The sequence below is a fragment of the Arthrobacter sp. CC3 genome (assembly GCF_039907775.1).
GTDB lineage: Bacteria > Actinomycetota > Actinomycetes > Actinomycetales > Micrococcaceae > Arthrobacter.
In genome coordinates this window covers 32,857-50,894 of record NZ_JARCCY010000031.1, presented here as the reverse complement: position 1 = coordinate 50,894, position 18,038 = coordinate 32,857, and the positions used below count along the sequence as shown (strand labels likewise).

At 66.3% G+C, this 18,038-nt stretch carries 13 protein-coding genes and 1 tRNA gene; 5 read left to right on the top strand and 9 right to left on the bottom strand.

Features of this window, described 5'->3' with window-relative positions; genetic code table 11:
* The first annotated feature begins 13 nt into the window (after positions 1–13).
* Complete coding sequence (locus tag PV761_RS17265) at positions 14–2,641, top strand: trehalase-like domain-containing protein (RefSeq protein ID WP_347898586.1); 2,628 nt, start codon at positions 14–16, stop codon at positions 2,639–2,641.
* Here the strand turns inward: PV761_RS17265 and PV761_RS17260 are convergent.
* From PV761_RS17260 to PV761_RS17250, 3 genes are all read right to left on the bottom strand, one after another.
* Complete coding sequence (locus tag PV761_RS17260; protein WP_028270981.1) at positions 2,638–3,561, bottom strand: AEC family transporter; 924 nt, start codon at positions 3,559–3,561, stop codon at positions 2,638–2,640. The two genes, PV761_RS17265 and PV761_RS17260, sit on opposite strands and share 4 nt — an antisense overlap.
* A 187-nt stretch (positions 3,562–3,748) precedes the next feature.
* A complete protein-coding gene (panD, locus tag PV761_RS17255; protein ID WP_028270980.1) occupies positions 3,749–4,177 on the bottom strand; it encodes an aspartate 1-decarboxylase in 429 nt (142 codons plus the stop codon).
* Positions 4,178–4,267: 90 nt separating this feature from the next.
* Positions 4,268–5,203, bottom strand: a complete 936-nt coding sequence (locus PV761_RS17250; RefSeq protein ID WP_347898583.1) for a LysR substrate-binding domain-containing protein — start codon at positions 5,201–5,203, stop codon at positions 4,268–4,270.
* Between the two features lie 141 nt (positions 5,204–5,344).
* Here PV761_RS17250 and PV761_RS17245 point away from each other — a divergent pair, with 141 nt between their 5' ends.
* Positions 5,345–6,808 (top strand): amino acid permease, encoded by a 1,464-nt coding sequence (locus PV761_RS17245; RefSeq protein ID WP_028270978.1) that lies wholly within the window; start codon positions 5,345–5,347, stop codon positions 6,806–6,808.
* A 345-nt stretch (positions 6,809–7,153) separates the two neighbouring features.
* Positions 7,154–10,705, top strand: coding sequence for a bifunctional proline dehydrogenase/L-glutamate gamma-semialdehyde dehydrogenase (locus PV761_RS17240; RefSeq protein WP_347898581.1), 3,552 nt, complete (start codon positions 7,154–7,156; stop codon positions 10,703–10,705).
* Between the two features lie 153 nt (positions 10,706–10,858).
* Here PV761_RS17240 and PV761_RS17235 read toward each other — a convergent pair whose 3' ends face one another.
* Both PV761_RS17235 and PV761_RS17230 read right to left on the bottom strand, forming a co-directional pair.
* Positions 10,859–11,167, bottom strand: coding sequence for a hypothetical protein (locus PV761_RS17235; RefSeq protein ID WP_231511221.1), 309 nt, complete (start codon positions 11,165–11,167; stop codon positions 10,859–10,861).
* 307 nt (positions 11,168–11,474) lie between these two features.
* Positions 11,475–12,329, bottom strand: a complete 855-nt coding sequence (locus tag PV761_RS17230; protein ID WP_028270975.1) for a LysR substrate-binding domain-containing protein — start codon at positions 12,327–12,329, stop codon at positions 11,475–11,477.
* A gap of 135 nt (positions 12,330–12,464) precedes the next feature.
* On the opposite strand from PV761_RS17230, the gene PV761_RS17225 reads away from it, so the two are divergent.
* Positions 12,465–13,946 carry an MFS transporter gene (locus PV761_RS17225; RefSeq protein WP_347898578.1) on the top strand — a complete coding sequence of 494 codons (1,482 nt, stop codon included), beginning with the start codon at positions 12,465–12,467 and terminating at the stop codon, positions 13,944–13,946.
* Here the strand turns inward: PV761_RS17225 and PV761_RS17220 are convergent.
* The 3 genes from PV761_RS17220 to PV761_RS17210 form a co-directional block, all read right to left on the bottom strand.
* Positions 13,879–15,027 (bottom strand): N(5)-(carboxyethyl)ornithine synthase, encoded by a 1,149-nt coding sequence (locus tag PV761_RS17220; RefSeq protein WP_043438458.1) that lies wholly within the window; start codon positions 15,025–15,027, stop codon positions 13,879–13,881. The genes PV761_RS17225 and PV761_RS17220 overlap by 68 nt on opposite strands.
* Positions 15,028–15,035: 8 nt before the next feature.
* Positions 15,036–15,185 carry a hypothetical protein gene (locus PV761_RS17215; RefSeq protein WP_197024936.1) on the bottom strand — a complete coding sequence of 50 codons (150 nt, stop codon included), beginning with the start codon at positions 15,183–15,185 and terminating at the stop codon, positions 15,036–15,038.
* A 105-nt stretch (positions 15,186–15,290) separates the two neighbouring features.
* Positions 15,291–15,364: transfer RNA gene (locus PV761_RS17210), tRNA-Gly, on the bottom strand.
* Positions 15,365–15,631: 267 nt separating this feature from the next.
* Here PV761_RS17210 and PV761_RS17205 point away from each other — a divergent pair.
* Positions 15,632–16,078: an SRPBCC family protein gene (locus tag PV761_RS17205; RefSeq protein ID WP_028270972.1), complete on the top strand. Its 447-nt coding sequence runs from the start codon at positions 15,632–15,634 to the stop codon at positions 16,076–16,078.
* 48 nt (positions 16,079–16,126) lie between these two features.
* Here the strand turns inward: PV761_RS17205 and PV761_RS17200 are convergent, their stop codons facing one another.
* Positions 16,127–17,920 carry a CAP domain-containing protein gene (locus tag PV761_RS17200; RefSeq protein WP_347898575.1) on the bottom strand — a complete coding sequence of 598 codons (1,794 nt, stop codon included), beginning with the start codon at positions 17,918–17,920 and terminating at the stop codon, positions 16,127–16,129.
* Positions 17,921–18,038 lie beyond the last annotated feature (118 nt).

Below are 18,038 nucleotides of genomic sequence, written 5' to 3'. Positions count from 1 at the left end.
AAGGACGTCGCCTGTGCCTACTCCGCTCAACCAGTCCGTGGCCGATTCTGCCCTCCTGACCCGTTCCCTGCCGCTGGGCCTGCTCCGGGCTTTTGTGCAGTCGGACGCCGCAGACGACGGCCTCACGCCGCACCTGCTCGCCGAACTGAAAATCCTGGCCCGCACTCCCGGGCTGCTGGTGGCCTGCAACTACGGCGGAACGCTCTGCGACGCGGAGGGGATCTCCACCGAAACCCTGCCGCTGGGCAGTGCTGCGATTGCGCTGCGTGCGCTCGCGGCCTTGCCCAACACCCACGCGGCCGTCATTTCCGGCCGGTCGCTGCGGGACCTGGCAGCCGTTTCCAGGCTCCCGGCGGAGGTGCACCTGGTGGGCTCCCACGGCGCGGAATTCGACATGGGCTTCGCGCACGGCCTGTCGCTGGCCACCGAATCCGTCCTGCAGCAGGCAAGCCAGGCCCTGGTGGAAACGATCGGCGCCTACAAGGGGATCAGCATCGAACGGAAGCCCGTGGCGGTGTCCGTGCACACCCGGCCGGCCTCGGCCGCGATCGTGGCGAAGGTGCTGGAGAAGGCCGAGGCAGTTGCCCGCGCCCACGGCCTGTTCTACATCGTGGACGGCTCCGTGCTGGACCTCTCCGTGGTGGAACCGTCCAAGGCCGACGCGCTGGAACACCTCCGCGCCCGCCTGGGCGTGAGCGCCGCGCTCTACGCCGGCGACGCCTCCAGCGACGAACTGGCCATGGCCACCCTCCGCGGCCCCGACATGGGCATCAAGGTGGGGGAGGGCCCCACTGCAGCCGCCCACCGTCTCCGGGATCCCGAATCCTTCGCCCGGGTCCTGGCCATCCTCTTCGAACTGCGGCGCGCGTGGCTCTTCGGCGAGGACGCTGTCGGCCTGGAACGCCACTCCATGATCGGCAACGGCTCCTCCACGGCCCTGATCACGCCGGAAGCCAAGGTCTGCTGGATGAGCCACCCGCTGCCGGACTCCGGGTCCCTGTTCGCGCACATCCTGGGCGGAGACGCCGCCGGCCATTTTTCCGTGGAACCGGTCAAGACGTCCCAGGTGCTCGGCCAGCGCTACGTTGACAGCACCATGATCGTGGAAACCCGCTGGGCAGACGTCACCGTCACCGACTACCTTGAACCGGCCCCGGACGGGATCACCAGCCTGGTCCGGGTGCTCTCCGGGAGCGGCGCCGCACGGATCGTCTTCGCGCCCAGGCCGGACTACGCCAACGCGCCGTTCAGCATGGAGGCCCGGGGCGATCAGCTGCACGTCGTGGGCACGTCCGATCCCATCATCCTGCTGGCTCCCGGCGTCAGCTTTTCCATCACTTCGGACGGCCGCCATGCAACGGCCACCGCTGATGTGAACCTGCGGAACGGGCCCGTGGTGCTCAACCTGCGCTGCGGTGACACCGAGCCCAGCCACGCGGGGGTGGGCGGCGAAACGGAACGCCGTGCCGCCGTCGCCCATCACTCCCGGCGGTGGGTCCAGGACTTGGAGCTGCCGGGCGTCAAGCCGTCGCTGGTGCGCCGTTCGGCGCTGGTGCTCCGGGCACTGGTGCATGAACCCACCGGCGCCGTGCTGGCCGCCCCCACCACCTCGCTGCCGGAAGGCATCGGCGGCACCCGGAACTGGGATTACCGCTACTGCTGGCTGCGGGACGGCTCCATGACCGTGAACGCGCTGGTGGACCTCGGCTCCACCACCGAAGCGTACGGCTTCCTGCGCTGGCTGGGCCGGATCCTGGAGAACGCGCCCGGGCCGGAATGGCTGCACCCGCTGTACTCCGTCACGGGTGCGCCGCTGTCCACAGAGGCCATCATCGAAAGCCTGCCAGGCTATGCCGGATCACGCCCTGTCAGGATCGGCAACGCAGCGGACCATCAGGTGCAGCTGGACGTCTTCGGGCCCATCGCGGAACTCATCAGCGCGGTGAGCGACCGCGAGGGGGCCCTGGAGGATTCGCACTGGGAGCTCATGGTCCAGATGGCCTCCGCCGTCATGGCACGCTGGCATGAAGCAGACCACGGGATCTGGGAGGCACGCCGTGCACCCCGGCACCACGTGTACACCAAGGTGATGTGCTGGGTGACCCTGGACCGGGCACTCCGCACCGCTGCCCGGCACGGCAGGACGCCGGAACCCGGGTGGGCGCCAACCGCCGCCGCCATCCGCGAGGAAGTCCTCCGTGAAGGCTGGGATGAGGGGGCTGCGTCCTACACCGTGGCCTACGACAGCCCGGACCTGGATGCGGCCGTGCTGCACATCGGCCTCTCCGGCCTGCTGGATGTGAATGACCAGCGGTTCCTGGACACCGTCACCGCAGTTGAACGCGAGCTTCGCGTGGGGCCCACCGTTTTCCGGTACAGGTACGACGACGGCCTGCCGGGTTTGGAGGGCGGGTTCCACATCTGCACCACGTGGCTGATCGAGGCGTACGTGGCGGTGGGCCGGATCGAGGAGGCCTGGGACCTGTTCGACCAGCTGGTGAACCTGTTCGGTCCCACCGGCCTGCTGCCCGAAGAGTACGATCCCGGCACGGAGACGCACCTGGGCAACCATCCGCAGGCGTACTCGCACCTGGGCTTCATCCGCTGCGCCCGGATCCTGGACCAGCACCAGAAGAGCTAGGTCAGGAGCAGGGCCACGCCGATCATCGCCGGGACGGCGACCACCGTGGTGATCAGCACGGTGTCCTTGGCCACGGTGATGCCCGTCCGGTACCGGCTGGCCGCGACGAACACGTTCTGGGCGGTGGGGAGTGCCGACGTCACCACCACGGCGAACAGGGCCTGCCCTTCCATCCCGAGCATGCGGGCGAAGGCATAGGCGATGGCCGGGTGGACCACGAGTTTGAATACGCTGGCGAGGAGTGTGTCGGCGCGGCGGCCGGCTGCTGCCTGCAGGGGCCGGGATCCGTTCAGGCTCATGCCGAAGGCGATCAGCATGGCCGGGATGGCTGCCCCGCCGATCAGGTGGATGGGCTGCATCACCAGCTCCGGCACCTGCCAGCCCGTTCCCGCCACCACCAGGCCCAGCGCGGAACCCACGATCATCGGGTTCTTGAGGATCATGAGTGCGAAGCCGGCGGGCGTGGTCCGGTGCGAGCTCGTGGTGGCATCCAGGGCCATCAGGAAGAGCGGCGTGAAGAAGGCCAGCTGGAAGATCAGCAGCGGCGCCACATAGCTGGCGTCACCGAGGACGTATACCGCGATGGGAATACCCAAGTTGGCCGAGTTCGCCAGTGAGGCGCTCATGGACGACATCAGCGATTCCGGGACCGTCCGTTTCAGCAGGAACCGGACGATCACGAAGAAGATTGCCGCTGTAACCATCGCGCCGACGGCCGTGACCAGCAGGGGAGCGGCAAAGACATCGTGGAGCTTGGCCTTGCTGAGGGTCTCGAACAGGAGCGCCGGGCTGGCCACAAAAAACGTCAGGGCGCTGAGGACGGAACGGGCGTTCTCCCCGAGTATCTTCCGGCGGCCCACGAACATGCCCACCAGGATGATGGCCCAGACCACGAAGAACCCCGCGAGAACCCCTAGCACCCGGAGGCCCCAAACGGTCGCCGTGTCCGTGGCCGTGCCCGTGACCGTGGCAGGACGGACGGGCGGGGATTGGAGTTCACCTCCCCAGCCTAATCAGATTTATTCAGGCTGGAGCCGCGGTGTGGGCAGGATCTCGGTATCCGGACGGGGGTGGTCCGGGCCGAAATTCAGTCCAGGGCCGAGTTGTTTAGTTCAAGGCGGAGTTGTTCAGTGCGTACGGCGGCCGCATCAGGCCGCGCGTGTGCCCTTCGGCGGGGTCGTTGCCGATCTGGACAATCTTGTTGTCCTTGTCCACGTGGACCACCTTCGGCGTGTACGCCTTGGCTTCCTCGGTGGTCATCTCGGCGTAGGTGATAAGGATGACGATGTCATTTTCGTGCATCAGGTGCGCAGCCGCGCCGTTGATGCCGATAACGCCGGAACCGCGCTCGCCGGCGATGGTGTAGGTCTCCAGCCGGGCACCGTTGGTGACGTCAACGATCGCCACGAGCTCGCCCGGGAGGATGTCCGCGGCCTCCAGCAGGTCCAGGTCAACGGTGACCGACCCCACGTAGTGAAGGTCGGCATGCGTGACAGTGGCCCGGTGGATTTTGGACTTAAACATTGTGCGATTCATAACGTGCCCAGTCTAACGCCCGGCGCACTTCCGCGCTGTGACGTAGGGAACTTCCCGCCGGGCGCTGCGCGGCGACGGGCTTTCCGGGGATCACGCGGATGTGGCCTCCGGCGGGACCGGGCCGGCGGGCGCAATCGAGTCGGCCGTGACGGCAAGTACCTCGCGGGCGGCCAGAATGGCGGGCCGCTTGGCGCTGGACCGCCGCACGGACGTGAAGACGGTCCGGTGCGGGTTCCCCGGCAGCAGCAGCAACTGGGCCGACGTCTCCCGTCCGGTCCAGACAAGGTCGGGCATCAGTCCGACGGCGTTGCCGGATTCGATCAGCCGGATCTGCGCCTGCAGGTCGGCCGTTTCATACCGGACGTCGGGCTCGAAGCCGGCGCTGCGGCAGGCCTGCTCGGCCCAGTGCCGGGAGGCCGCGCCCCGCGGCTCCATCACCCAGGCCAGATCGGCCGTGTCTTCGAGTGAGCGGATCGGCGGCAGGTCTTTCTCCGGTCCGGGGACGGCCAGCCGGATGGCGTCGCCGGTCAGGCGGACACGGTCCAGCTCCGCATAGCGGGGGGCGGCGTGGCCGGGGTATTGCTCGGCGATGACCAGGTCGAAGTCTCGGGCCCAGGTTTCGTGCAGGGCGGTTTCCGGCTCCCGCTGGACCATCTCAATCCTCACTTCGGGATAGCTGGCTGCCATCCGGGTGAGGGTGCCCGGCATCAGCGCGAGGGCGGCGGACTGGAAAACGGCGATCCGCACCGTGCCCGAAACGGTGGTGAGGCTTGCCGCCAGATCGGCCTCGGCCTGCTCCAGCGTTTCGAGCAGGTGGGCCGTGTGCTCCACCAGGACTTCGGCTTGCGGGGTCAGCTGGACCCGGCGGCCGGTTTTGCGCAGCAGCTGCACGCCTGCCTCCTTCTCCAGCAGCGCCAGTTGCTGGGAGACCGACGACGGACTGTACTGGAGTGCCTCCGCCACTTCGGCGAGCGTTCCCCGGATTTTGAGTTCACGGAGCAGCCTCAACCGCCGGACGTCGAGCATGACTGTTCCTTCGCTAAATCTAATGAATATTAATTAGGAGAATTCACTTTATCTAATGCAATGAGGCTTGCATACTAATCAGACTGAGTTATTCCCATCACAGGGCGGATTGATGGGTCCATATCTATGCAGGAGTCCCTGATGAGCACAAAGGATTTAGCCCAGTCGATCATGCGGCGCAAGCCGATTGACGACATTGAGGAAGAAAACAAACACAGCGGGTTGATGAAAAGCCTGGGCCTGTGGCAACTGACGGCCATCGGCGTAGGCGGCATTATCGGCGTCGGCATCTTTTCCCTGGCGGGCCTCGTGGCCCACGGCAGCGAAACCGAACCCGGCGTGGGCCCGGCGGTGCTGTTCTCCTTCCTGATTGCTGGCCTCGCGTCTGCGGCCGCCGCACTGTCCTACGCGGAATTTGCCGGCATGATTCCGCGCGCCGGCTCGGCCTACACTTACGGCTACGTGGCCCTCGGTGAAGTGATCGGCTGGTTCATCGGCTGGGACCTGCTCCTTGAATACATTGCGATTGTGGCCGTTGTGGCCATTGGTATTTCGGGTTACTTTGACGCTTTCCTCTCCGGTATCGGCATTCATATGCCCATCTGGATGACATCCACCCCGGATGAGGGCAAGGGCGGCATCGTCAATATCCCGGCCATCGTCGTCTGCCTCATCGTGACCTGGATCCTGTCCCGCGGTACCCGGGCGTTCGGCCGGTTCGAACTGGTGGCGGTGGCCATCAAGGTTGTGCTGATCCTGTTCATCATCGGCCTGGGTATCTTCTACATCGACACCAACAACTACAACCCGTTCATGCCCAGCGGCTTCGGCCCGGTCCTGGCAGGTTCGGCCACCGTGTTCTTCGCCGTGTTCGGCTATGACGCCATGAGTACCGCGGCGGAAGAAGCGACTGACGGCAAGAAGCACATGCCGAAGGCGATCATTCTCTCGCTCATCATCGCCATGCTGCTCTACGTGGCCGCCACCCTGGTTCTTACGGGGATGCAGAACTTCAAGGACATCGACCCGAAGGCCGGGTTCGCCTCGGCATTCACCGGCGTCGGACTGCCCGTCATTGCCACCATCATTTCCGTCTTCGCGGTGCTGTCCATCCTCACCGTGATGCTGACGTTCCTGCTGGGCGTCACCCGCGTCTGGTTCTCCATGAGCCGCGACGGCCTGCTCCCGGGCTGGTTCGCCAAGACGGACCATCACGGCACCCCGCAGCGCGTCACCTGGATTGCCGGCGTCGCTTCCGCCCTGCTGGCCGGCGTCTTCCCGATCAAGGCCGTCGCCGACCTGACGAACATCGGCATCCTCGCCGCGTTCGTGGTGGTCTGTTTCTCGGTCATTGTTTTCCGCTACAAGAAGCCGGACGCTCCGCGCGCCTTCCGGCTGCCCTTGATGCCGCTGGTTCCCGCGTTCGGCGTGCTGGCCTCGGCCTTCCTGATGTTCCAGCTTCACTGGGAAACCTGGGCCCGCTTCGGCATCTGGCTCGTCATCGGACTCGCGATCTACTTCGGCTACGGCCGCAAGCATTCGCTCATGAATCCGGACAGCCCCAGGCACGAAGAGGCCGTCGAGATGCACCGCCCCCTGGCGTAGCCACCCGACGCTCTCTCACTTCCTGCCGCAAATATCCGGACGCTCTCTCAGATCCGGGGCCATATCGACGAACCCTCTCTCACCCCGGTGGGAGGGGGTTCGTCGTGTCCGGGCGGAAGTGAGGGAGGGTTGGCCGGAAAGGGCCCGGGAAGTGAGAGAGGGTAGGCCGGAAGGGCCCGGGAAGTGGGTGAGGGTTTGGGCTGGTTTCCGAACGTTCGGGCGGGTTTTAAAACCGTTGGCTTTTCTAACCTGTATTGCTCAGAAAACGTCGCTTTATCTTAAGTGAACCGAGGCTCATACTGGTGGAAAGACGGTCCTCACCCACGGAAAGAACGAGTGTTAGCCATGACCAATATTTCAACGGAGCCCGGTGTCCTCACCGGAAAGACGGCTGGCGAACCAGCCGTTGCAGGCGGTTCCCACGTCCCCGAAGCGCAGGCCCTGGCCGGGGAAGCGATCGCGCTGGTACGCCACTGGTTGACGGAGGCCGCCAAGGTCCCCGTGGACGCCTCCGCTGAACAGCTCGCCGGCGTCCTGAAGGACCCCAACGGGCTCGACTTCACCGTGGGCTTCGTGGACGGCGTGGTCCGCCCCGAAGACCTCCACGTGGCCGCCCGCAACCTGGCAGCCCTGGCCCCGAAGGTCCCCTCCTTCCTGCCCTGGTACATGCGCCGCGCCGTCCAGCTCGGCGGCACCATGGCCCCGGTCCTGCCGCAGGTGGTCATCCCGATCGCCCGCCGCGTGCTCCGCGAAATGGTGGGCCACCTGATCGTGGACGCCACGGACGCCAAGCTGGGCCCGGCCATCGCCAAGATCCGCAAGGACGGCGTCAAGCTCAACGTCAACCTCCTCGGCGAAGCAGTCCTCGGTGAGCACGAGGCCTCACGCCGGCTCGAGGGAACCCACACCCTGCTGGCACGCCCGGACGTCGACTACGTCTCGATCAAGGTCTCCTCCACCGTTGCCCCGCACTCAGCCTGGGCCTTCGACGAAGCGGTCGAGCACGTCGTCGAAAAGCTCACGCCGCTGTTCACCCGCGCCGCCTCGTTCGCCGCCGGAGGGCAGAAGGCCAAGTTCATCAACCTGGACATGGAGGAATACAAGGACCTGGACATGACCATCGCGGTCTTCACCAGGATCCTGGACAAGCCCGAGTTCAAGAACCTCGAGGCCGGCATCGTGCTCCAGGCCTACCTGCCGGACGCCCTCGCCGCCATGATCCGCCTGCAGGACTGGGCTGCTGAACGCCGTGCCAACGGCGGCGCCGCCATCAAGGTCCGCGTGGTCAAGGGCGCCAACCTGCCCATGGAACAGGTCGAATCCTCGCTGCACGACTGGCCGCTCGCCACCTGGAACACCAAGCAGGATTCGGACACCAACTACAAGCGCGTCATCAACTACTCGCTGCACCCGGACCGGATCAGGAACATCCGGATCGGCGTCGCCGGCCACAACCTCTTCGACATTGCCTTCGCCTGGCTGCTGGCCAAGCAGCGCGGCATCGCGGATACCGCAGAGCAGGGCATCGAGTTCGAGATGCTGCTGGGCATGGCGCAGGGCCAGGCGGAAGCCGTCAAGAAGGACGTCGGTTCCCTCCTGCTCTACACCCCCGTGGTGCACCCGGCCGAGTTCGACGTCGCCATCGCGTACCTGATCCGCCGCCTCGAAGAAGGTGCCAGCCAGGACAACTTCATGTCCGCCGTCTTCGAACTCAGCGAAAACGAAGCCCTCTTTGAGCGTGAGAAGCAGCGCTTCCTCGCCTCGCTGGCAGAGCTCGACGACGAAGTCCCCGGCCCCAACCGCCGGCAGAACCGCAGCCTCCCGGTCGATCCGATGCCGCGCGACTCCTTCGAGAACACCCCGGACACGGACCCCTCGCTGCCCGCCAACCGCGACTGGGGCCGCGCCATCCTGGAACGCGTGCCCTACTCCACCCTGGGCAACGCCTCCGTGGAAGCCGCGACCATCACGGATGCTGAAACGCTCAACACCGTGATCGCCACCGCCGTCGAAAAGGGCAAGGCCTGGGGCGCCCTCAGCGGCGCCGAGCGCGCCGAAGTACTGCATCGTGCCGGCGGCATCCTGGAGGCCCGCCGCGCTGACCTGCTCGAGGTCATGGCCAGCGAAACGGGCAAGACCATTGACCAGGGTGATCCCGAGGTCAGCGAAGCCGTTGACTTCGCCCACTACTACGCCGAGTCCGCCCGCAAGCTCGACGACGTCGACGGCGCCGCGTTCGTGCCCGCGAAGCTCACCGTGGTGACCCCGCCGTGGAACTTCCCGGTGGCTATCCCGGCCGGCTCCACCCTCGCGGCACTCGCCGCCGGCTCCGCCGTCGTGATCAAGCCTGCCAAGCAGGCCCGCCGCAGCGGTGCCGTGATGATCGAAGCGCTCTGGGAGGCCGGCGTTCCCCGCGACGTCCTCACCATGGTGCAGCTGGGCGAGCGTGAGCTCGGCCAGCAGCTGATCTCGCACCCGGCCGTGGACCGGGTGATCCTGACCGGCGGCTACGAAACCGCCGAACTGTTCCGTTCATTCCGCAAGGACCTGCCGCTCCTGGCCGAAACCAGCGGCAAGAACGCCATCATCGTCACGCCCAGCGCGGACCTTGACCTCGCCGCCAAGGATGTTGCGTACTCCGCTTTCGGCCACGCCGGGCAGAAGTGCTCCGCCGCCTCGCTGGTGATCCTGGTGGGCTCCGTTGCCAAATCAGGGCGTTTCCACAACCAGCTGATCGACGCCGTCACCTCCCTCAAGGTGGGCTACCCCGAGGACCCCACCAGCCAGATGGGCCCGATTATCGAGCCCGCCAACGGCAAGCTCCTGAACGCGCTCACCACCCTGGGTGAAGGCGAAAACTGGGCCGTCGAACCGCGCAAGCTCGACGAGACCGGCCGGCTCTGGAGCCCGGGCGTCCGTTACGGCGTGCGCCGCGGATCCTACTTCCACCTCACCGAGTTCTTCGGCCCGGTGCTCGGCGTCATGACTGCCGACACCCTGGAAGACGCCATCGCCATCCAGAACCAGGTGGAGTACGGCCTGACCGCCGGGCTGCACTCGCTGAACACCGAGGAAGTGGGGCTCTGGCTGGACACCATCCAGGCGGGCAACCTCTACGTGAACCGCGGCATCACCGGCGCGATCGTGCAGCGCCAGCCGTTCGGCGGCTGGAAGAAGTCCGCCGTCGGCGCCGGCACCAAAGCAGGCGGACCGAACTACCTCGCCGGACTCGGAGACTGGGTCAGCAAGGCCAGCACGGCCGGCGGCGCCGATAGGAACCCCAAGGCGGCCGTGACCAACCCCGGCGTTCGCCGCCTGGTTGGTGCCGCAAAGGGCGCACTGGACGCTCCCGCCTTTGAATCCCTGGAGCGGGCACTGGCCTCCGATGCCCTCGCCTGGGCCGACGAGTTCGGCACGGCCAAGGATGTTTCCGGGCTGAGCGCGGAACGGAACATCTTCCGTTACCGTTCCCTGCCGGTGACGGTGCGCCTTTCCGAGGGCGAACCGGTCGCAGACCTGGTCAGGGCAGTAGCCGCCGGCGTCCTGGCCGGTTCGGCTCTGACGGTGTCCACCGCCGTCGAACTTCCCGCCCCGCTGCAGGCCGCGCTCGCCGCGCTGCGCATCACGGCCACGGTGGAGGACGACGCCGCCTGGCTGGCCTCCGCTGCGAGGCTCGCCGACGCCGGGAAGCTTTCCGGCGGACGGATCCGGCTCCTCGGCGGCGACGCCGCTGCTCTGGCCGAAGCCACCGGCGGACGCCCGGACCTGGCCGTCTACTCCCACCCGGTCACCGAGGCGGGCCGCGTGGAGCTGCTGCCGTTCCTGCACGAGCAGGCCGTCAGCATCACCGCGCACCGCTTCGGGACACCCAACCACCTCTCGGACAACCTGATCTAACGGGCTCCGGATGGCCCCCGCCTCGGCGGGGGCCATCCGGACGAGGTTCAGGCAAAGAAATCGCCGCCGTCAGGCACCCTCCGGTGCCTGACGGCGGCGATTCCTATTTGGCGCGACTTTCTGGCGTGCCCGGCTTGACGCCCGGGAATCCGGCTAGCCCAAATACCAGCCGGGCGGCACCCACGAGGCCGGGACCGAGTGTGCCGAAAAATCTTCGCATCCGGTGCAGAAGTAGGTGACCTCTCCCGGCTTCCGGAGGGTGCCGTCATGCCGGAACTTTGCCGGGACAAACGTCTCCAGGTAGATGAACTCATCCGTTCCGCACCGCTCGCAGTAGGGACTGCCTACAAACTCAGTGTCCACCAGGGTGGCAGCGGGGTGCGGTTCGCGCGGAGTGACCAGCTCAGCGTGTGCGCTTGCTTCATGATGCACCGGCGTGTTGCGGTGCGTACCGACGGTCATCGGGCGTAGCGTGTTGAGGGAGTGGACTGGATTTGAGACTTTAAGATGCGGGTGGTTCGTGGTTGGCGTCATCGCGTGCCTATCCCGAACGTTGTCCGTCAGGCGCCCCCAAGGCAGCGGCGGCGGACACGGTTCGTCATCGAATCGTTGTCATCGGCTTCTGCTTAACCTTTAACAGAATTCAAGCATAATTTACGCACGTAATATCTTCAATCACTTACGTGTAATAACTACCCGTGCGGGGACGAATACCTACTCGTTTAACCAATTTCCGGGCACTTACTGGTTAAACCCGGGGCGGGGACCATTAGGCGGATCGCTTAATGGTGCGCCCCACAATCGCCTGGGTGAGGGCCTCGATCACTTCGGAGTTGGCCAGCGGGTTGCGGATAAGGGTGAAATCCACATCCCCCACGGGCGGCAGGTCGAAGCGGCGGGTGATGATCTTGAGGTCTTCCGGAACCAGCGAGGACGGCATCACGGCGACGCCGATCCCCGCCCGGACGGCGGCCAGGACTCCGCTGATCTGCCGGGTGGTGCAGGTGATGCGCCACGTGCGCCCCCGGGATTCGAGGGCGTCAATGGCAAGCTTCCTGCTGAGGCTGGGCGAAGGGTAGGCGATCAAAGGAACCGGATCGCCGGGTTCCAGGGCGGTCTGCTCCAGGCCCACCCACGCGAACGCATCGTGCTGGACCACCGTGCCGTCCTTGGCTCCGGCAACCCACTTCACGAACACCAGGTCCAGTTGACCGGCATTCAGCTTCTTGTACAGCTGGTCGCTCTGGCCCACTGTCAGTTCAAGGTTGATCTGGGGGTAGATCTGGCGGAACTCCCGGAGGATGCGCGGCAGTCCGGTGATCGCCAGATCGTCCGCGGTCCCGAAGCGCAGCCGGCCGCGCATGGCGGACCCGGAAAAGTAGCGTGAAGCTGCATCGTGGGCCGAAAGGATGGTCCGCGCGAAGCCGGCCATGGCATCGCCGTTGTCCGTCAGCCGCACGTCCCGGGTGTCCCGGGCAATCAGGACCCGCTTCGCCGCAGCTTCCAGTTTCCGCACATGCTGGCTGACCGTGGGCTGCGCCAACCCCAGGCGTTCCGCCGCCTTGGTGAAGCTGAGGGTTTCGGCCACCGCCAAAAAGGAACGGAGCTGGGCGGGTTCGAACACGGCACTCCCGGTTGGCTGGCGTCGACATTATTGCGGTTCGCAATGTTAGTTATAGGAACAATACGCTTCCATAATCACTTGCTGCCACCATAGCGTGGACATATCCCGCTCACCCGCACCTTTTGAGGATTCCCTGTGGCACCCCCTCCGCCGTCCACGGCAACCGTCAGCCAGCCCGTCATCGATTCCGCCGCCTCCGCCGATTCCCCGCCCGTGCAGCCACCGCAGCCGCACACCGCCACCCAGCCGATCGCCGTCGTGAGTGAACGGCTGCCCTGGCGCCACACTTTCATTTCCCTCCGCGTCCCCAACTTCCGCATCTTCGCGATCGGACACTTCGTTGCGGTGATCGCCCTGTGGATGCAGCGGATCGCGCAGGACTGGCTGGTCCTGCAGCTGTCCGGGTCCGTCACCGCCGTCGGCATCACCGTGGCGCTGCAGTTCATGCCGTCGCTGGTCCTGGGCCCGTGGGGCGGGATGATGGCGGACAGGTTCGCGAAACGGAAGATCCTCATCCTCTGCCAGTCCGTCGCCGCGGTGCTTGCTGCTGCCCTGGCCGCCCTGGCCCTGAGCCAGCGCATCGAAGTGTGGCATGTCTACGCCATCGCGCTGCTGCTGGGCCTGGTTACGGTCCTGGACCAGCCAGCCCGGCAGGTGTTTGTTAACGAGCTCGTGGGTCCCACGTACCTGCGCAACGCCATCAGCGTGAACTCCACAACGTTCCAGCTGGGCGGCCTGATCGGGCCGGCGCTGGCAGGCCTCCTCCTGACGGCGGTAGGCGCAGGGTGGGCCTTCGCCGCCAACGCCGTGGCCTGCTGTTCCACGGTGGCCATGCTGCTGCTTTTGCGCAAGGACCAGCTCTTCATCAATGCACCCGCTCCCAAGCGCAAGGGAATGCTCCGGGAGGGGCTGCGGTATGCGCTGAGCAAGCCCACCATCTACTGGCCCTGGCTGATGGCCGGGTTCATCGCTGTTTTCGCCATGAGCCTGCCGGTGCTGCTGGCCGCTTTCGCGGACCACGTGTACGACGTCGGCGCCGGAGGCTACGGCCTGCTGAACGCGCTGGTGGCGCTCGGTGCCCTCGCCGGGGCAATCGCCTCCACCCGCCGCCGGCAGCTGCGGCTGCGGTCGGTGGTGCTGGGCGCCGGGATGTACGGGCTGATGCTCTGCCTGGCTGCCCTGGCGCCGTCCATGGTGTGGTTCGGCGCCGCCATGGTGCTGTCCGGCTTCTGGTGCCTGATGTTCCTGACCGCCTCGAACCAGCTGGTGCAGATCAGCTCGAACATGGGGATCCGTGGACGCGTCATGAGCCTGTACATCATGGTGTTGATCGGCGGCCAGGCCATCGGCGGTCCCATGATCGGCTGGATTGCCGAGCACGTGGATCCGCACACCGCCATCCTGGTCTCCGGCGGGGTGCCGGCCCTGGCGGCGGTGACTGTCGCCGTCGTGCTTGCCCGGCGCGGCGAGCTGACCCTCAAAGTTGACCTCAAGGACCGGCGGCGCCTGCTCCGGGTGGTCAGCCGTACGCCCGCCGGCCGGAAAGGCGTCAGCCGCCCAGAGGGGCGTGCGGGTACTCCGCCTGGCGCTGCTGGAACTGCAGCACGTCCTTGTTGAGGACCTCTCCGCCGCGGATTTCAATCGCACGGGCGATCGTCTCATTTCCGGCCCAGGCCTCGGGGCCGGAAATGACGGTCTCCAGGAAGGGGAGCAGCGCTTCGCTGATCTCCCAGCTGGAGGAGTTCCACAGATACGACGGGCTGTGGTCCACCGCGTAGTAGTCAATGTGGTCGCCCACGGTGAGCATGGGCTCGGCGAAGGTGGTGGTCTTCGCCCAGCTGAAGCCCATTCCCTCGTCGCAGGACACGTCCACGATCAGGCTGCCGGGACGGAACGCACCGAGGTCCTCTTCGCGCAGGTACGTCAGCGGAGCATTGGGATCCTGCAGGGTGCAGTTGACCACAATGTCGCTCTCGGCCAGGAACGGCGCCAGCGGCACCCTGCCGCGTTCGGTGATGACCTGGCTGAGGAACGGCGCCTTGTCGTCATGGTCGAACTGCGCAATCCGCACCGAATGGATGGGAGAGCCGACGGCGGCCACACCACGGTTGGTCAGCACCTGGACGTCATGGATGCCGTGGGCGTTCAGCGCCGTGACGGCGCCGCGGGCCGTGGCACCGAAACCGATGACGACGGCGGTGAGCCGCCGGCCGTAGTCGCCCGTTGAGCCGGTGAGGGCAAGGGCATGAATGACCGAGCAGTAGCCGGCCAGTTCGTTGTTCTTGTGGAAGACGTGAAGGCCGAAGCCGCCATCACTGGCCCAGTGGTTCATGGCCTCGAAGGCGATCAGGGTGAGCTTCTTGTCGATGGCCAGCTGGGTGACGGCGCGGTCCTGGACACAGTGCGGCCAGCCCCAGAGGATCTGGCCGTCGCGGAGTTCGGCGAGGTCCTCAGGCTGCGGCTTAGGCAGCAGGACCACGTCAGCGTCGGCAATGATCTCGCCGCGGGTGGCAATCCGCCCCACGAGCGAGGCGAGGTGGAGGTCCGAGACGCCGAACCGTTCTCCGTAGCCCTGTTCGAGGATGATCTGCTGCCGCAGTTCCGGTGCGATGCGGTCCAGGTGAAGGGGGTGGAGCGGGAGCCGGCGTTCGTCGGGCTTCCGTGTGCTGGCCAGGACTCCGAGGGTGAGGTGGTTCATGGAACCGGTCACTTCTTTTTGGGGCTCGCTGCCTTGGCGTTGGCTGGCTTGTCGAGGGAGCTGGGCGGCGCTGACGCGGCCCTCTTGTCAGCTCGCTTTTCCTTGATGGATTTGCCGGATTTAGCGGATGCTGCTTGACGCGGGGACTTGTCAGCCATGATTGCTCCTGTAGCGGAACCGAAGGGGTTCCTGACTTCTGACCATACAGGTAGCCGCCTAATGCCCCGGCGGAGGAGGGCCGGCGGAGTGGGCTGTGGAAGGAGTGGAGCGGCTGACGGGAATCGAACCCGCGTATCAAGCTTGGGAAGCTAGCGCTCTACCATTGAGCTACAGCCGCATGGGGGACCAGCCAGATGTCTCGGCCAGGTCCCGGTTGCGTCAACCGGATTTACTTTACCCCAGCCGTGGGCCGTCCCCGAACAGGGACACGTCCGGCGCGGGCGGCACCCTTTCGATAACGCTTCGGTCCTTTCGATAACTCTTCGGTTAAGGCACGGCCGCAGCTGCTCCGGGCGCACTCCAGGCTGAATATCCTGTTGGTGTTAGCTGCAGTATCAGGGGAACGGGCTACGCAAGAAAGCTGTCCGACAATCAAGGGATCCCCGTGGCATTTGCAGAGTACGAGGTCGTCGTGGAACGCGATGCCATGACCGTGTACCGGTTCCTGCAGGACGGGCTCAACCTTCCCTCCTGGCGCGAAGGGGTCCGGAAGGTTGAACTGCGGTCTGGGGCTGTGGGGGCCAAGGGCGCCGTGTACCAGCAGACCCTGACAGGACCTGCGGGCCGCCCCATTGCCGCCGATTTCCAGATCACCCAGCTCCGTCCGGGCGCCGAGATCCAGTTCCAGGTGGTTGCCGGTCCGGCCCGCCCGCACGGCGGCTATTACTTGAGCACCGAGGGAACACGCACCCGGGTCCGGTTTGCACTGGAAGTCCGGCCCAAGGGCCTGGCCGGACTGATGGACTTCATGATTCAACGGACCATGAAGGCAGAGGTCGCCCAGCTGGAGCGGCTCAAGGAAGTCCTGGAAGCCCGGCCGGCGGAGCCCTAACTGAAATGCACGCCGAGGGGCTATTGCGGGGTGCCTACTGCGCGAGGCCTACTGCGCGAGGCGCTGACCCGCCCAGGCGCCCGGGATGGACGACGGCGATGCCAGGGTTCCGGTGCTGAGGTCCCAGTACTGCACCGCGTCGCCGGCCCGTCGAAGGGCCAATCCCGTCGAGTTCAGCCCAGTGACATCCCGCAGCGATCGGATGGCTGTGACGTCCGACCATCCGCTAGCCACGATTGCCCGGGTTTCGGCGCGCGGTGCCGGCGCGCCGGAGCCGCGGTAGAGGCGGACGTTTCCGTCCGTCTGGCGGGCCAGCAGGTCCTGGAAACCGTCGGCGTCGTAATCCGCCATGGCGAGCGGGGTGGCTGACACACCGGACGCCATCAGCGTCCGCTCCACCAGATCCGCCTTCCCGCGGTTGGGGTACAGCCAGAGGTTCCCGGAGCCGTCCAATGCCACCAGTTGCGGGAGCCGGTTGTTGGCGCACCAGCCTCCCACGGCCAGGGTCATTCCGGCCCATCCCGACTGGCCCAGGGTCACGGCGGGGAGGAATCCGCCCGAAGCGGCCCCGGACTGCAGGGTGACCCGTCCGTCGGTCCATTGCACCAGGAGGTCGAAGACGCCGTCCCGCTCCCAGTCCGTGACAAAGAGCTCCTTGGCGCCGCCATATCCGGTGCCGATGACCTGCTGTGCGCCGAATTGCCGGTTCCCGAGTGACGGGCGGTTCAGGAGGTCGCCGGACGAGTTCACGGACACCAAATCACCGGGACCCTTGATGGCGGCTGCGGTCAGGTCCGCCGTCGGCGGCATGTGCCGCACCAGCGGATCGCACACGCTGGCGGGCTGTGCGGGCATTTCACTGCTGCCGCCCGGGCTGCTGGTGGTTCCCGCGGGGAGTGTGCCGTATCCGAAAAAGTCCACCACTCCCCACATGGTGTAACGGTTCGGCGTGGTCTGCCAGTTGCCGTCCGTGAACGTGATGCCGATGCCCATCACGGTGAACCGCGGGTCCTTCAGGATCGCGTTGTGTGCGGGTGAGCCCTTCCACCATTCCACCAGTTGCGCGGCATCGCGGTCCCAGCGGACCGCGATGACCTCCCCGGCGCCGTTGGTGGGGCTAAGCGCCCGCGGATCGGTCCAGAAGCTTGAACGGTGCTCGATCACTTCGCGTGAGGCGATGCTGTCGGACCACTCCTGCGCCATCGCGGCCACGGTGGCGTGGTACTTCACGGCGGGCAGGCCGAACGATGCCCGATAGCTGTTGATGGCGTTGAACACAGCGTTAATCTGCGCCGAGGCGTCGTCCCTGACGAGTGCCTCGGTGGTGAGGGATTCGGTGCGGAGGACCCCGGTGCCTGCCGCGGGTGCGGATGTGGGGGCCGGTGGAGCCTGGGCGAGGGCAGCCAGGTCCGACTCCGTGGCGGACAGCGGCGGGATGGACGCCGGCTCGGGCGGGGAATCCTCGGCTGCCGGGTAGGCCGGCTGGGCTTCGGTGGACAGGGTCCCGGCGGCGTCCGCAGTTCCTCCGGTGCCGGCCAACGCGGCAGCGGCTCCGTTTTGGTCCCCTGCTTTTTGGTTCCCTTGAGTGATGTTGGGGTCCACGGCGGGGGCGAGCCGCTGGCCCGGTGCGCTACCTGCGGCGCCCGTGCCGCCGTCGTATGCGAACGACGGCGGGCCGAGGGCGACGCTCGGTGTCTGTTGACCCGGCGTTTGACGGCCGGCCACGGAGGAGGAGAGGGGTTCCGGGCCTGAGGAAGATCCCCCCAGCTGGCCGGCGGCAGGCGGGATGAGAGCCAGAGCGCAGATCATGGCCGCCAGTGTCCGTGCCGAAATTTTCCTCAAGCCAACCCCAGATCCTTTGGTGCCGCCCGTTCAGGGGACGTGCACCGTCACAGCCGCAACATCAACCTCATTCTGTATCGACGATGACATTTCGTAACAGCAGCAACAGTAACGCTGC